This window comes from Halorubrum kocurii JCM 14978 (genome assembly GCF_000337355.1).
In the GTDB taxonomy this organism is placed as follows: Archaea; Halobacteriota; Halobacteria; order Halobacteriales; family Haloferacaceae; genus Halorubrum; species Halorubrum kocurii.
The window spans coordinates 59,994-74,127 of sequence record NZ_AOJH01000001.1; the positions used below are offsets into that span (position 1 = coordinate 59,994).

Annotated in this window: 18 protein-coding genes; 9 read left to right on the plus strand and 9 right to left on the minus strand. The window is 55.9% G+C overall.

Translation table 11 applies throughout. The annotated features are described in order from the left end of the window. Positions 1-92: 92 nt before the first annotated feature. From C468_RS19385 to C468_RS17085, 4 genes are all read right to left on the minus strand, one after another. Positions 93-260, minus strand: coding sequence for a DUF7837 family putative zinc-binding protein (locus C468_RS19385; protein WP_449272004.1), 168 nt, complete (start codon positions 258-260; stop codon positions 93-95). A 222-nt stretch (positions 261-482) separates the two neighbouring features. Further along, on the minus strand, positions 483-899 hold the full coding sequence (locus C468_RS00215; protein WP_008846835.1) for an HVO_A0114 family putative DNA-binding protein: 417 nt from the start codon (positions 897-899) through the stop codon (positions 483-485). Positions 900-926: 27 nt separating this feature from the next. Further along, the gene (locus tag C468_RS00220) at positions 927-1,244 is read right to left on the minus strand and encodes a toxin-antitoxin system TumE family protein (RefSeq protein WP_008846836.1); all 318 of its coding nucleotides are present in this window, start codon (positions 1,242-1,244) and stop codon (positions 927-929) included. Between the two features lie 1,313 nt (positions 1,245-2,557). After that, the gene (locus C468_RS17085; RefSeq protein WP_152422817.1) at positions 2,558-3,043 is read right to left on the minus strand and encodes a type IV pilin; all 486 of its coding nucleotides are present in this window, start codon (positions 3,041-3,043) and stop codon (positions 2,558-2,560) included. 245 nt (positions 3,044-3,288) lie between these two features. Here C468_RS17085 and C468_RS00225 point away from each other — a divergent pair, with 245 nt between their 5' ends. Continuing rightward, entirely contained in the window at positions 3,289-4,056 is a 768-nt protein-coding gene (locus C468_RS00225) for a hypothetical protein (RefSeq protein ID WP_008846838.1), read from the plus strand. Between the two features lie 356 nt (positions 4,057-4,412). Here C468_RS00225 and C468_RS17090 read toward each other — a convergent pair whose 3' ends face one another. Further along, positions 4,413-4,877 (minus strand): type IV pilin, encoded by a 465-nt coding sequence (locus tag C468_RS17090; protein WP_008846839.1) that lies wholly within the window; start codon positions 4,875-4,877, stop codon positions 4,413-4,415. A 626-nt stretch (positions 4,878-5,503) separates the two neighbouring features. Between C468_RS17090 and C468_RS18320 the strand changes: the two genes are divergently transcribed. The 4 genes from C468_RS18320 (at position 5,504) to C468_RS00235 (ending at position 6,657) form a co-directional block, all read left to right on the plus strand. Further along, the gene (locus C468_RS18320) at positions 5,504-5,665 is read left to right on the plus strand and encodes a hypothetical protein (protein WP_161609706.1); all 162 of its coding nucleotides are present in this window, start codon (positions 5,504-5,506) and stop codon (positions 5,663-5,665) included. A 52-nt stretch (positions 5,666-5,717) separates the two neighbouring features. After that, a complete protein-coding gene (locus tag C468_RS17095) occupies positions 5,718-5,882 on the plus strand; it encodes a hypothetical protein (RefSeq protein ID WP_241430945.1) in 165 nt (54 codons plus the stop codon). A gap of 218 nt (positions 5,883-6,100) precedes the next feature. Continuing rightward, a complete protein-coding gene (locus C468_RS00230; RefSeq protein ID WP_008846840.1) occupies positions 6,101-6,400 on the plus strand; it encodes a type II toxin-antitoxin system HicB family antitoxin in 300 nt (99 codons plus the stop codon). An 8-nt stretch (positions 6,401-6,408) separates the two neighbouring features. Further along, on the plus strand, positions 6,409-6,657 hold the full coding sequence (locus C468_RS00235; RefSeq protein ID WP_008846841.1) for a type II toxin-antitoxin system HicA family toxin: 249 nt from the start codon (positions 6,409-6,411) through the stop codon (positions 6,655-6,657). A gap of 100 nt (positions 6,658-6,757) precedes the next feature. Here the strand turns inward: C468_RS00235 and C468_RS00240 are convergent, their stop codons facing one another. Together C468_RS00240 and C468_RS18875 are read right to left on the minus strand one after the other, a co-directional pair. Continuing rightward, entirely contained in the window at positions 6,758-8,059 is a 1,302-nt protein-coding gene (locus C468_RS00240; RefSeq protein ID WP_008846842.1) for a hypothetical protein, read from the minus strand. A gap of 483 nt (positions 8,060-8,542) precedes the next feature. Then, positions 8,543-8,974 (minus strand): hypothetical protein, encoded by a 432-nt coding sequence (locus tag C468_RS18875; RefSeq protein WP_049911739.1) that lies wholly within the window; start codon positions 8,972-8,974, stop codon positions 8,543-8,545. 395 nt (positions 8,975-9,369) lie between these two features. Here C468_RS18875 and C468_RS00250 point away from each other — a divergent pair, with 395 nt between their 5' ends. From C468_RS00250 to C468_RS00265, 4 genes are all read left to right on the plus strand, one after another. Then, positions 9,370-10,569 (plus strand): Fic family protein, encoded by a 1,200-nt coding sequence (locus tag C468_RS00250; protein ID WP_241430946.1) that lies wholly within the window; start codon positions 9,370-9,372, stop codon positions 10,567-10,569. 394 nt (positions 10,570-10,963) lie between these two features. Beyond that, on the plus strand, positions 10,964-11,272 hold the full coding sequence (locus tag C468_RS18880; protein WP_241430947.1) for a transposase: 309 nt from the start codon (positions 10,964-10,966) through the stop codon (positions 11,270-11,272). A 193-nt stretch (positions 11,273-11,465) separates the two neighbouring features. Further along, entirely contained in the window at positions 11,466-11,984 is a 519-nt protein-coding gene (locus tag C468_RS00260) for a DUF7342 family protein (protein ID WP_049911740.1), read from the plus strand. Next, on the plus strand, positions 11,981-12,421 hold the full coding sequence (locus C468_RS00265) for a hypothetical protein (protein ID WP_049911741.1): 441 nt from the start codon (positions 11,981-11,983) through the stop codon (positions 12,419-12,421). The genes C468_RS00260 and C468_RS00265 overlap by 4 nt, the downstream gene beginning before the upstream one ends. An 82-nt stretch (positions 12,422-12,503) precedes the next feature. On the opposite strand, the gene C468_RS00270 is transcribed toward C468_RS00265, so the two are convergent. Both C468_RS00270 and C468_RS00275 read right to left on the minus strand, forming a co-directional pair. Further along, positions 12,504-12,989, minus strand: coding sequence for a hypothetical protein (locus tag C468_RS00270; protein WP_008846847.1), 486 nt, complete (start codon positions 12,987-12,989; stop codon positions 12,504-12,506). Next, complete coding sequence (locus tag C468_RS00275; RefSeq protein ID WP_008846848.1) at positions 12,982-13,854, minus strand: ParA family protein; 873 nt, start codon at positions 13,852-13,854, stop codon at positions 12,982-12,984. Before C468_RS00275 ends, C468_RS00270 begins: the two co-directional genes overlap by 8 nt. Positions 13,855-14,134: the final 280 nt, after the last annotated feature.

Sequence of the window (14,134 nt, forward strand, 5' to 3'; positions counted from 1 at the left end):
CGATTTCTTTCTCCACGCTGTACCCACACTGACGGCACTCGTGGTGCGTTGTCGATGACGGCTTGAGCCTCACAATCTGCTGGATGAACTGTTTACTGAGCATGGGTGGGGTCAACGATCTCGCCACAGTCGGGGCATTCGGCCCACACTCCCGGTTCCCCGCTAGCCGTTTCATAGTGGATGATCGCGTGTTGTCTAGTAACTGTCTCGCCACAGAACGAGCAGTCGCCACGGACTGTCTCTGGGTCATCAGGAGTCATTCTCACGAGTTCACGGGCTACTTCGAGGGGGAGAGGGAGCGTGTGACACTGTTTTGGAGCTGGTCTGGTTGTTGAAACCGACTCAGCAGTGCTCCCTCTCCTCAAAATTTGAGACTCTGTGACTTATAGTTCGGGCGAGCGGAGTGAAAGTACTGTTCGAGGACAGCAGCGTGATTGTGAATCGTGAGTAACCATCACACGAGGACACTCCGAGAGTGGTGACTACGCGCTTGCGGGAGTCCCATCGGCGTCGCCGCTATCGATGAGCGGGTAGTCGATGTGGACCTCGATGCGGTCGAACGGAACGACGGGTTGAATTGCACCGCTGGGCCCGCCCTCCTCGAGCGTGAGGATGCCCAGTACTTCCAGCTGCTTCAGGTCCGAGTGGACGTCGGACACGTCACGCTCGACGAGACGCGCTGCCTCGCGCATGCTCTCAGGCGCCTCTTCTGCGATCGCCCGGATGAGCTCAAGGCGCAGCGGCGTGAGACTGTCGACGAAGTCGTCGTAGGTGCCGAACTGGAGCGTTGCCTTTCCATCCTGATCGTCGAGATCGTCGGCCTCGACGTCTTGGACGAACTGGAGCGCGTCCTCACGGAGCTGTTCTCGGTCGCCGACGGTGATGTGGAGTGTAGTCATGGTCGGGTATCGTGTGTCGGTATTCGATCAGTGCGGCCGGGGCGGGTCGCCGCCGACAGCGTCCCAGTACTCGTCCGCGCTCGCCCAGAACTCGACAAGCCGGTCCTCCATTCCAGGGAACTCGACGTCGTCAAGGTCGCCGGCTGCGGTGTGGTGTTCGTGGCCTTTCGTGTCCTCGTGGGAGTTGTCGTATCGAACGAGCGTGAGGTCGTCGAGAGTGCCCAGATGGAGCGTGTACTTCCAGCCCGAGGGGTACGTCTCGGTGTCGTCGGTCGGCCGAAGCACGACGTTCTCGACGAGACCGGCCTCAACGTGTGTGTACTGGAACAGCGGTTCCTGGGCCATCTCTCACCTGTTGGAACACCGGCCAACAGTATAAGCGTTGGGTAGAAGTCCAACACCGAACACAAAACCGCCTGCCGTTCGCCAGCAGCGGTCCGATCGACGCTACGAGCCATCTCATTAATGGGCAGGGAGCGTCGAGCCCTCAACTGCTCCCGAAACCCAAATTCTCAGAGGGGCTGCCATAGTGTCATTCGTTGCCAAGATATAGTAGTGCTACTTCGACTGCGTGAAACCAGCTGCTCGGGCGTAAGCCAGACTTGGACTTGCCTGCTTTGAGTTTCCGAATTCGCTGACTCGCTCATCTTTTTAAGTAGCTTGTAGCCCTAATTGTGCCGCTTAGCCGTTTGAGTTTCCGACTTTATTACCAAAGTCGGAAACTCAACGAACACGGCCAAATCGACGCCCACCGTCTTTAAAATGAGGGCGCCGATATCACAATGAAATCAGATCCTCTGACCAAAGTCGTCGTCCTCAAGCAATAGGAAGCACTTGGGATGGGGCACCTTACATGCTCGGTGGTCTGTTGGTTCGCATAGCATAGCTGAAGTCGACATCTCAGAACGGGCGCTATCACGAACACCGCCCAGTTACCGATCGGTATATCGGTGGCGCCACAAATTCGAATTACTACCCAAACACCTCCTCAGTGGGTCAGGATTAGCAAAACAGCACTTACCCGACCCCGACGCCGTCAGCCATGTTTGATCCGATACCTAAGACTGCCTAAGCGTGGCTGACGCGGACCGACGGCGGGACGTGTCGGAAACGGGACCGTTACGGGACCGCTCGGCTCGCGTGTTGGTTAAGACCGGCTCGCCGACGCCGTCGCACCCGTCCCGGTGGGTCGCGTGGCGCGTGTCCGCTTGAAGGACCTCGACGTCGCACACGGTATACCGGACGTATTCAGCGCCGCTTGGCTCGCCATCTTCGTCGAGTGTCGGGCGGTCAACAACATGTACCAACGGAACGCGGGCGCGGTGGAACGATGATCGGCGCCGAGGGCATCGACCGGTAACCGTTCGGTGAGAGAGCGACCCGAAGGTCCGGGGAAAAACGCCTTCTTCGTCGCGTGACATACCTCCCGCGGACATTATTGACCGTGAAAGAAAGGCTACATACACAAGGTCGTGGTTGGGGCGTCCGTCATAGTATTCGAAAGGATGGTGATAGAAATTGGCGATGGGACTACTAATTTATGTCAGGGTAAAAGGATTTATCTATCGATACCAAGTGTTGTAAGGCTGTTAGCGGCAGGTTCCAGCAGAATAGGTTAGCAAAAACTGTTACAGAAATGTAGGGGTGAATACCCCGTTTTAAACTACGGTTACCTCGCTATCATCTGCACTTGAACTGCCGTCGCCTTCCACCTCGATAGACGCAAGCGTTGCTGAAGTGTCACCGTTATTGAACACTAGTGATATCGTAGTGGTTTCGATGCTTGTATCAGGACCGGTGATAGCAACTGAAGTCGTACTGGCCGTTGAGAAGTCACCACTAGAGCTGGGGCTTGCACTGCCAAGCTCTACATTGCTATTCGAGGTTACATACTCAAGATTATCCAGCTCGATTGTATCTCCACCTTCATGTGTGAATCTGATTTCGTCATCCCCACCCGAATTCTCGACAACCTCTGCGTCGATGCTTGCTGTCGGAGCAGAACCACCTAGCGAGTCACCGAGTCCAAGCACGAACGTTCCGATCACGGCCGCTAAAATTACAGTTATTGCGACCATGAGTATAACGCCTATAACGGGACTGACGGCCCGTTCACTGTCCTGAAATGCTGATTTGAGGTTCATAGTTTCGTTGTGTCTCCAACGGGACAAATGCGAAGGTTAACCACACTCGGACGCAGATTGACAGGTGCCCACTGAGGCGTCCTGTGTTGCGCAACCGAGTCGGGTGGTCCAGCCACCCTGATCCTCGCTCTGTCTGTTGGTATGGATCAATTAACGGAGAGAAGAGGGATAAATACACCGACCCAAATCTCTAACATGAGAATATGTCCGCAAGACGTATCTCTCAGGCTGTCAACATACAGCACATGGAACCGACGGCGCGCTCGATCGCGCGGACCTATTCTGATCGCGTCTACCCCGACCCATGGGAAAAGGTCGAGGATTACCAGCGCGTGCAGGCGTACGCCGCCGAGCACCCGAACGCCGGTCGGACAGCGGTGGGAACCGCGCTCGAACTACCGGCGGGGCGGGTTCGGCCGTGGCTCAACGGTGGACGGCCCGATCCGGTGCGCGGGATCGAGACGGCGAGCGCGAACGGCTGGCTCGATCCCGAGTGTGACATGGCAGGCGCGCTCGTCGAACTGCTCGCGCACGTCCTCGCGGGCGGGAGTATCAACGAAACGTTTGTTCCCGCAATTTCCATCGGACGTCGGATTGATCGTGAAGCGATCGAAGCGGCGTTCACAGCGGTCGGCGTCGACGCACACTGTCGCCATGTGAACAGCGACGGACGCGCGACTGAACTGTACCCGGCAACGGACGCCTCGGTACTCGGGCGGTGTTTCGTCGCCATGGGTGCCCCGCAGGGCGCAAAGACGGCCCTTGATGCCGTCCCGGCGGTCGTCTGGGAGAGTCCCGAGTCGATCCGGCGCCGATTTGTCGAGGTGTACGTCGCGCACCGTGGCCTACACTTTGAGACGAAGGCGACGACACGCATCCAAGAGGAGCGCCCGAAGTCATATATCGTCGATCTACACAAACTCATCAGCGAATCCGTCTCCAGTCATGTCTCATACGGGGAGCGAGGGATCACTATTTCGGCGAACGCCGCCCGTGAACTCGGGTTCGCTTGATCGACATAAGTGTTCAACTGGCAATGTGCTCGGCTGAGAGTTGCTCTCCGAGACCGTCGTACCCGTCCCCGTGGGCCGGGTGTCGCTCGCGAGAATCTCGACGCCCCCGGTCACCGAACGAACCGGGTGCCGGTTGGCACGGCGGAAAGACCCTTTGGGACACCGTCGGCGTTACAGGACCTCTCTATGCGGACGGTGATCCCAGACGCTTGGATAATACCTCCTCAGTGGGTCGAAACCAGTGAAAATAGATAAAACCGACCCAACGCAGTCGAGCGTGTTTGGATTATCATCTAACCGTTTGGTAAGGTATATCCGGAGTTCAAGTTGCGAAATATGGAGAGAATTACTGCCCCTTAGTCTATGCTGCCATCGACGGCGACATCCACTTCGATAGACGTAAGTGTTGATGAAGTACTGCCGTCATCGTATACTAGTGATATCGTAGTGGTCTCAGTGCTGGAAACAGTATTGTTAAGATCGATTGTAACCGTATTGGCCGTTGCAAAGTCAGTACCACTGGCTAGGTTGTTGGTGGCAGATACAAACTCTACATTGCTGTTTGAGGATACAAACCGAAGGTTACCCTCATCGATCGTATCTCCACCCTTATGTGTGAATACGATTGTAGCAGGGGTACTACTAGTAGCATCTGCATCAATGCTTGCCGTCGGAGCACTATCATTCAGTGAGTCTCCGAGTCCGAGCACAAATGTCCCGATCACGGCCGCTAAAATTACAGTTATTGCGACCATGAGTATAACGCCTATAACGGGACTGACGGCCCGTTCACTGTCCTGAAATGATGATTTGAGGTTCATTGTTGTGTCGCCAACGGGACAGGTACGAAGATTAACGACACTCGGACGCAGATTGACAGGTGCCCACTGAGGCGTCCTGTGTTGCGCAACCGAGTCGGGTGGTCCAGCCACCCTGATCCTCGCTTTGTCCGTTGGTATGAATGAATTAACCAAGAGAATAGTGATAAATACTCCGACCCAAATATCTGCCTTGAGAATATGTCCGCAAGACGTATCTCTCAGGCTGTCAACAATACAGCATATGGAACCGACGTCGTGCTCGATCGCTCGGACTTATTCCGACCGCGTCTATCCTGACCCGTGGAAGAAGGCTTTGGGACCGCCACGCCCGTCCCCGTGGGTCACGTGTCACCCACGAGGATCTTCGACGCCGCACCCAGTCACCGAACGAACCGGGTGCCGGTCAGCAGGGCGGAAAGGCTTCTTCGGGGACACCGTCGGCGTTACGGAATCTCTCTATGCGGATGGTATCCCAGAGGTTCGGATAAATAGGGCTATCTAGAACTCTTCCCCTATCCCCTCACTGTCCTGCGGTTTCACTCTTAACCAACAATCGGTAATCAAACTGCTGGCTGTTGGTTAAGAGTGTGCGGAGCGTCTTTCCCAGAGTACACAGATCGGTGTGTATGGGCGAGATCTTCCGCGTCAACTGCCCGGGCTGTGGACAGGAGAAGGGCCCAATCACAACCCAACCCGGCACCGTCGGCATCCACTGTTCGTGTGGGATCACCGCAACCCTCGACATCGGCGCACAAGAAATAGGTGAACGGTGGGAGCGGGAGAACTGACCTGCCGCAGATCGACACCTACGTTTATGCTTCACGCCGGGTAGAACGCGGTATGAGCCGTGAATCCCTGGCCGACGCCGATATGGTCTCGGACGAGGAGCTCACCGAGCTGCTCGCCAATGCTGAAGGGACGACGCCCGAGGAGATCAAGCGCGGCACTGCCGAACTCGAGATCGCACCGCCTGAAGAGGCGACTGTCGTCGACGTCGACGGGTAGAGCTACTGCTTTGACGTGGTCTTAGTGCTACCGAGAAGCAGCTACAGGTGAGCCACTGACTGACGGTCTTGTTCTCGAAAACAACTCAACTCGATCTCATAACGGCTACTATCGATGACCTCCGTTCTGAAGATTCACACTGGAGTTGCTGATTAAGATCTAAGACGGCTCGTTCACCAGCCGAATGCTTATCACACTACTCAGGTAATACGCTGGTATTGAGCACTGAAACGAGTACGAACGACGATCCCCAGAGTGGGCGAACCATCACGCTCACTCAGGCGGACGACAGCTGGTGGGTCGCCCGTGACGAGGAGACAGGTGTTGCGAGCCAAGGTGAGACGAAGCAGGACGCCCTCGACAACCTCGACGAGGCAGTCGCGCTCCACAAGGGGGAGATCGGCGAGTCGATCGATACCCGGGAGGAAGAGGAGCAAGTACTCGAAGATCTCGGTATCGATACGGATGAGGTGTCGCGGGCTCGTGATGAGCACGAAGGCCTCCCCGACTTTATGTAGTGAATCGGATGGCGTCACGCGATTTCTCCGGGCGCGACGTCGTCAAGGCACTCACGAAAAACCGCTTTGTCATTGTTGGCCGAACTGGTAGCCACGTCAACCTGCGGTACGAGCACCCGGCAAACGACGATGATGTCTGCGTTGTCTCTGTACCGCAACACGATCAGATCCGAATTGGCACGTTGCGCAACATCGTAGAGCAGTCCGGGGCGGAGGACTTCGAGAAGTGGTGTCAGTGGACCGACCAGCAGTGCTGATACGCTACTCAGCTAACCCGCCGAAGATATTGGACTGTACTCCCGGACGGGTCCACTGATTCAGACGTTACTATTGTATAGTAACAAGAGGGTCCGGACCTTACCGCTCGTTTACCCGGTTGTCCGTCTGCGAGAACGCCTCGGTCGCCATGTCGGCGCGCTCGGCCGCCTCGATATGCTGGTACGCCTCGCGGACCTGTTCCTCACTGTTGTCGAGATACCGTGCGGCCGCGGCGTAGCCGAACTGCCGGACGAGTACCTCACCGACGCCTCGACGCCCGCCGTGTAGTTCGAGGTAGTCGCCGTCGAGTGAGAGGTCCAGCTCGTTGCGACGCTCGGCGAGCGCCTCGTGGGTCCAGAGCCGTTCCATGATCGACCGGGCGCCGTCGGTCGTCAGCGGCTTCGGTGCGTCGAGGTCGTGCTCGGCGGCGACGATCAGGTCGGGCGCCCCGCCCCGGACGCGCTCGATCGCGTCGTTGTCGAGGCCGGCATCGGCGAGCCTCTCAGTGACATGAGAAGCGAGTGACGGCCGGTGCAGCGTCGTGAACACCGGCCACGAGTCCGGGACGTCCAGCACCTCGGCGTACCGGCGCAGCGGGCCGATGACGGGTTCGGGGAGAGATGCCTCCTTCCACTCGCGACTCTTCCGGAACACGGTGACGCTGCTGTCCGCGAACGACACGTCACGCCACTGGATCCCGTTGCGGCCCTCGCGGTCCTCTTTCGGCGCCGAAAGGAACTCCGACCCGCGCAGGCCCGTGTAGGCGACAACGTACACGAGCGCCTGTTCGCGACACCGCTGGTACGCCTCGAACCGGGCGCGCTGTTTGGCCTGCCACGCTTCGCTCTCCGGGTCGCCCCGGTCGGTATGGGAGACCCCGATCGCGCCGAGCGCGTCGAACGCTTCGGAGACGCGCCGGTCAACGAACTGCGTGATCAGGTCACGGTGGATCGGCTCCCACGCCTGCTGATCGCCCGGACGTCGGCCGTCGTTCTCGGGGAGTGGGTCCTCGGCGTCCGACTCTCGGGCATAGTGCCGCGGAATGTACCCCTGCGCGTGCGCCCATCCGCACCACGATGCGACGTGCGCGTAGTAGGTGAGGACGGTCCCGGCGGCGTATCCGGCGGTTGAGAGATACCGCGCGTAGTCTGAGAACACCGTCGTATCGAGGTCTGCGAACCGGACGGTGTCGCCGTCGACGACGCCCGCCCACGACTCCGGCGGGGAAGCGTTCGCCGAGTCGGCGGTCCGTCCGAGACACCAGTGGCGGAATCGCTGGAGCTCGCGTTCGGCGTCGGCGCGGTACGCGCCCTGCTCGCCGGCATCGCCTTTGCCCTTGTCAGTGAGGTACTTCGTGAACGTGTCGTCGATCGCGGTCTCGACGGAGCGGCGGCCCGTCATTGGACCTCCGGAGTGTGGGGGTTGTGCCGGTGGGACGTCGCTGCTGACGTAGGGTTCCGGCTGGAGCGACAGTCTGGGGAAGCGTCGGCCATAATTCTGAATCTGGCTCATCTGGGCCCACGGGTGGGGGTCACTAAGAACTTACTCTGTCTTACTCGCCTAAGACAAAGTATATTGAAATAGCGGATTTACTCGGTTGTGAGCGCTGATCGCTTGATTTCAGCCGTTAGAGCGTATTTAATCCAAGTGGGATCGACCATATATGACATATCGCTATACAAATTTTTCGCTCTGGAGTTGCGAATGCCGGTCAAAACGTTCACGGGATCGACTCTATTCGGACCAGTACCCGATAGAAATAGCCGCGATTACGCTCTAATAGCTATCATAGAGACAGAATTATTATACTAAACAAACTTATCGGTCGAAATCTATCTCAGCAAAGAGTGATGCCTCTCGCGAAGGGCTAGCCCAGACCGAGCTCTAAATGAGTGTGATCAGCTCTTTGTCCAGCCAATCAAGGAACCGACTGAGTGTGATTCTGGGCTTCTTCCGGGTTTTAATGACTCCAATGCGCTCCTGTGTGAGGAAATCGACTAACAGCCACATGTTGTAGACCACACACCCAAAGGCGAAATGGAACCACCGTACTCCAAACTCCTTCGAGGTAGTCCACGCTGCTGCGTTCTTGATCGACGAGTACGAGTTCTCGATCGATCCGCGGTCACTGTACTGTTCAATCTGCTTTTTCGCCCAGCGCCGATCGAGTGCGACCTCGTCACTCACATCGAGACTTGTGATAAAGGGCTGTGGCGATCCCTCTTCATGGACATCATCATCTTCCGCTGGGGGTAACACGGCAACGGTCGTATGTACCGTGTGGTTTGAGACGCCACCCTTCACTGCACCGTGCATGACGAAATCGTCCTCGACATACAGCGGGGTGTCGTTCGGTTCGTGATACCCTGCTTCACTTGGTCAAACCGGTCACACATCGGTCCAATCCGATGCTGATCTTTCTGAGCAGGGATCACGTAGTCCAATCCCTTGCCAGTAAGCGTCTGTATCACGTCGGCCGCATGGAACTCCCGGTCAGCATACACCATCCTGATGTTGACGTATTCATCAGCGATCGACAGAAGCTCTCTCGCAACATCTCCGACGTAGTATGACCCATCTGAGCAGGTGTTCCCCGCAAACCCAGCGAAAAGATATGTGCCTCCAAACCTGTCCCCAAAGATCCTGAGTAGTTGTAACAGCGCAATCGGCCAGACTGTTATTTTGATTTAGTACCAAAAATACCAATAGTGGTGGGCATATTCGTAGGGATACCACTAATGGAGCGAGATGACTTCGACGAGGCAGCACCCGGTGAGATCGTTCCCACGACGACGGCGAAGGGGACGTATTCGGCGTTTCAACCTGACCCGCTTCCGCCCTCAATCAATACTGAACAGCTCATTACGCCGCTAGCGGAGGCGACACAGGCACTTGGCCGACTTCACGGCATCGGTCCACGTGTCGGCTCAAGGGAGATCCTGATCGAGCCGTTCATCCGAAAAGAAGCGCTGGAATCCTCCCAAATCGAGGGCACACACGCTACTCTTTCAGACATCTACGCCTATGAGGCCGGACAAGAAGCTCTCATCGACGAAGACAGGCAGCAGGGTACCCAAGAAGTCGTGAACTATCTACACGCGCTGACGCACGGATTGGATGCGATCACAGCTGGCGATCCAATCACCGTCGAATTGCTATGCGAGATGCACGACCGGTTGCTTTCGGGTGTCCGTGGAGATGAGGCTGACCCAGGGGAACTCCGTTCGACTCAGAATTTCATCGGCAGTACGCCATACATCCAAGACGCCAGATACGTGCCGACGCCACCGAACGAGATCCCCGACCTTCTCGAAGACCTTCTCGAGTATGGGAACCAAGAGACGAATCTGCATCCACTTCTCCGAATCGGGCTAATCCACTACCAGTTCGAGACAATTCACCCGTTTCTCGATGGGAATGGACGACTTGGGCGACTATTGATCAGTCTCCTCCTGCAACGTGACGGTCTCCTGCCTGAGCCGTATCTCTACCTGAGTTCGTATTTCAACGCACGACGTTCAGCGTACGTCGATCATCTCTTGGCAGTCAGTCAGCACGGTGAATGGGAAGAGTGGCTCCTGTTTTTCCTGCGTGGCGTACAGTCGCAAGCAAATGAGGCCCACCACCGGGCCAACCTGCTAGTTGACCTCCGAGAAGACTATCAACAGCGCTATCAGAGCGAGCGGTCTGGGAATATCCTTGAACTGGTGATGCGGCTCTTCGAAGATCCGTACCTGGACGTGAACACAGCAGCCGACTGGTTGGATGTCGAATACAGCACGGCTAACCGACTGATTGGACAGCTCGAAGATGACGGAATAATCGAAGAACTTACCGGGAAAGACCGGAATCGCTTCTACCGGGCGAGCGAAGTCTTCCAGATCATCAACAAGCCGATCGATCAGCTCTGAACGACTGAGCAGAGAGGGCTTGAGGCATACGAATTGAGACAACCGGTCACAACTACAGCGGAAATAATTTGTACCATTATTAGCAACAGAATTGGGCGGCCCGTTTGAGGGAACTGCAAGACAGCGTACTGATAGTAGCTGGTGAGAGAACCGGGGAGTTCGGAGATTGGTGCTAGAGCCTTGAGTCTGCAACCGACGGGGACGGAGCCGGCTCATCGAACGGATGGGCGACCGCGAGATGTGGTGGGTAGAGAATTACCTACACCGCATCTCGAAAGCCATCGCCCACGAGGCGGTCGCACACGGGTGTGACCGGATAGCGTTAGAGGAGTTGACGGATATTCGTGATCGGATGCCGGGCGTACAGAAGTTCCGTGCGTGACCGTTCCGCCGCTTGTACGACTATGCGACGTACAAGGCCGAAGCGGAAGATATCGACTTCACACAGGCAGACCCGGCGTACACGTCCACGCGGTGCTCGAAGTGTGGGACGACGCTGGACGAGAATCTCCCGTCGCAGGCGAAGTTCCGTTGCCAGAAGTGTGGATACGAGGTCAACACGGATTACAACGCGGCGAAGAACATCGGCTTTCGGCTACTCCGTGCGGGGCAAAAGTCTCCGCATGGAGGGGCGACACGTCACTTCGTCCTGAAATCGGGAACGCTGAACGTGAATGGTCGCTACTCGCCTGCCAACCGATAGGGTGGCCAGAATGGGAGGTCACCGACAAACTCCGCCCTTCAGGACGGAGAAGGTGACGGGGCCTCGTATTCCAACTGGTACACAACATTCTTCCATTTTCATTTCGACGGTGGGGTGTTCATTCCGACAAAAGGTATTAGATATAATTTGAGGTGGCTCAAATTATATCTATATTGAGTGTGTAGACGGAGTCATGAGCGACGAACCGGCCCGAAGCTGGACTGACGGACTGTCGGCGGCCGAGCGCGTCGAAGCGGTCGCACTCACTGTTGGTGAGCCTCGAACGGCAAATTGGATCGCCGCAGAAGCCGAGGTCGCCCACGAGACGGCGACGAAGTACCTCAAACGTCTCACAGACGATAATAAACTACGCTCGGATACACGTGGCCAGCAGACTACGTATGAGCCTGACCCTGTCGGTCAGTACCTCGTCGAGATGCGTGAGCTCTACGAAGAGCACTCACCCGACGATCTCGCCACGAGTCTTGAACAAATGAACGAGCAAATTCGAACGTGGAAGGCAGAATACGACGTCGAAACCCCCAACGAACTCCGTGCAAGCCTCAGCAGGACAGAAGACGTCACAGACGAACGCGAGCGTCGACAAGTAGCTCAGGAGTGGGACCATCTTGAAACGCGCCGCGGTCTCGTTGAGGATGCACTCCGACTTTACGACCGTTTCCCTGGTGAGCCGCGCTCTGCATCCGTATGAGTCGGGGATCAGAAAATCCGGCCATTTATCGAACACTCAAAGACGTACTGGAACGGCAAGCAGAAGTCATCTCTGTCTGGTTGGAGCCGGACGCGATCCAGAAACGATTCCTTGCCGCTAAAATCGACCCACAGCGTGTGGTGCCGTCGACTGGGCCTGAGTCACCGCAACTCGAGGTCCACTGGAAACTCACTGCTCCCCACGACGAGTTTAGGATCGACTACGCCGACCCGAATGTGGGGTTCCACTGCGGCTGGCACCAAGATGGAGATCATACCCACCTCGGCGCAGCGCACTTCCAGTACCAGACGGCTTCGATGGAGACCCCGGATTACGAAGAGGCTGTGTTCGAGGCAGTGTCTCCCCCGAAACTCCTCTGGGAGTGCTGTGATGAGCTCTTCGAGAAAATAATTCCCAACTATACGGAAGGACTCTGATCTGTTCGATCGAGTTCACATAATTCACATTATGTACATAATGTACAATGTCTAAGTAGTCGAAAATTGACCGATTTTCCGATCAGTCGCTTGTGACCTGCTCGCTCAGCATCTCCACAACTTCCTGTACACGTTCCTCGTCTGCTTCGATACCACGCTCTCGGAGAATCTGGAGGGCAACCTCGTCACCGTGGTCTGCAATCACCTGAAGACACGCATCTTGAAACTCTCTCCCCTCGAACTCAGGAACATCAAACATAGAGCACGCGGCAGTGACCGATGATCGCATCCGGGTAACACCATTCCACGTCTCTTCTCGGACATAGAAGCCGTGCATATCGGTCTCGTCGAAGGAGAAAGCTGGCCCACCGCTAGATTCGTCCACATCCTCATCATCTTGGTCTGGTGCAGACTCAGTCTCCGATTCTGCGTTCTCAGTAGCTATTTCTTCGTCCGGTTGCGGTTCATCCTCAGTGCCTGTGCGTTCGTTGTCGTCCGATTCTACTTCTTCCTCTGTTTGTTTGAGCTGTTCAGCGACGTCCCCGAAACGGTCGTCCTCATTAGGCATGGCTGTATTCCTCCACGAGGTCCGCTAAGTGGTCGAAATTCGGGATCTGGTCGCAATCTTCGTCAAACTTCGAGACAGGCATCCCTTGCTTGAAAGCACGAGAAATTGCGGTTCGTTCACGGATTCCGGGCTTTGGAATACTATCGACGGTCTGTTCAGAATCGTCAAGCGTATCGAAGATCTCCGGCTCAATACGAGCGTACTCAGGGACGAACGAACCAAACTCTCGGTTGAGATTTTCAACGAGAGTCCGATGCTCGTTGTGCTGTCCCATTGTTTCGCGAATCATATTTGGGGTAACCGCGAGGATGTCTAACCCGATATTCTGCCGGATTGGAGAAATTTGGCGTTCGATCATCTTATTGAGGCCGTTAATCGAGCCAGCACGCGGAATCAGCGGGACTATGACGCGCTGGACGGCGATGAGGGCGTTGTCGGAGAGTTTCCCACGGCCGCCTGCGGCATCAATTATCACGTAATCGTATCCATTTTGGATGAGTGGATCGACGACGTTCCGCCGAAGCTTCACGTCTGCGAACCGTTCGTCTTTCAGCCTCGTCTCTACATTCTCAAGATCGTTGCTCGATGGGAGGAGGTGAACGCCGAAGTCCGTCTCGATAAGCAGGTCTTCGGGATCTTCACCATCGATGAGGGCGTCACCGAGGTTCGCATCTCGATCGTACGCATCGTCGTACCCCAACTGGGTCGTCATGTGTCCATCCTTATCTAGATCCAGTAGCACCGTCTCATGGCCACGATCAGCGAGTCGATCCGCGATGTTGAGTGCGATCGTAGATTTTCCTACGCCACCTTTGAGCAACGAGACAGCTGCTCCAGGAAGCCCCTCAAACTCGTCAGCACTCATGATTTAGCATCTCCGTGATGAGTAAATTTTGTACATTTTGTATATAATGTGCCTTGGGTAGACGGTGTATGTTGTGTACATTTTGTGAATAATGTGTGTTTTGCTCTGCTCATACGCGGCTAATGAAGTTCACCCAACTTAATTCTATGTCAGACAAATTGTGTGCATTATTTACACAATTCACATTTTGTGCGATTTTTAGATATTGCTCACAATCTTTATTTGCTAGACTGCTCACCAAATTTGCATAATATACATAATTTACATTATTCACATTTCA

Bases quoted from the DNA above. Each gene is read 5' to 3' on its own strand.
- C468_RS19385 (WP_449272004.1), bottom strand. From the start codon at position 260: ATGACTCCTGATGACCCAGAGACAGTCCGTGGCGACTGCTCGTTCTGT.
- C468_RS00215 (WP_008846835.1), bottom strand. From the start codon at position 899: ATGACTACACTCCACATCACCGTCGGCGACCGAGAACAGCTCCGTGAG.
- C468_RS00220 (WP_008846836.1), bottom strand. From the start codon at position 1,244: ATGGCCCAGGAACCGCTGTTCCAGTACACACACGTTGAGGCCGGTCTC.
- C468_RS17085 (WP_152422817.1), bottom strand. From the start codon at position 3,043: ATGAACCTCAAATCAGCATTTCAGGACAGTGAACGGGCCGTCAGTCCC.
- C468_RS00225 (WP_008846838.1), top strand. From the start codon at position 3,289: ATGGAACCGACGGCGCGCTCGATCGCGCGGACCTATTCTGATCGCGTC.
- C468_RS17090 (WP_008846839.1), bottom strand. From the start codon at position 4,877: ATGAACCTCAAATCATCATTTCAGGACAGTGAACGGGCCGTCAGTCCC.
- C468_RS18320 (WP_161609706.1), top strand. From the start codon at position 5,504: ATGGGCGAGATCTTCCGCGTCAACTGCCCGGGCTGTGGACAGGAGAAG.
- C468_RS17095 (WP_241430945.1), top strand. From the start codon at position 5,718: ATGAGCCGTGAATCCCTGGCCGACGCCGATATGGTCTCGGACGAGGAG.
- C468_RS00235 (WP_008846841.1), top strand. From the start codon at position 6,409: ATGGCGTCACGCGATTTCTCCGGGCGCGACGTCGTCAAGGCACTCACG.
- C468_RS00240 (WP_008846842.1), bottom strand. From the start codon at position 8,059: ATGACGGGCCGCCGCTCCGTCGAGACCGCGATCGACGACACGTTCACG.
- C468_RS18875 (WP_049911739.1), bottom strand. From the start codon at position 8,974: ATGCACGGTGCAGTGAAGGGTGGCGTCTCAAACCACACGGTACATACG.
- C468_RS00260 (WP_049911740.1), top strand. From the start codon at position 11,466: ATGAGCGACGAACCGGCCCGAAGCTGGACTGACGGACTGTCGGCGGCC.
- C468_RS00265 (WP_049911741.1), top strand. From the start codon at position 11,981: ATGAGTCGGGGATCAGAAAATCCGGCCATTTATCGAACACTCAAAGAC.
- C468_RS00270 (WP_008846847.1), bottom strand. From the start codon at position 12,989: ATGCCTAATGAGGACGACCGTTTCGGGGACGTCGCTGAACAGCTCAAA.
- C468_RS00275 (WP_008846848.1), bottom strand. From the start codon at position 13,854: ATGAGTGCTGACGAGTTTGAGGGGCTTCCTGGAGCAGCTGTCTCGTTG.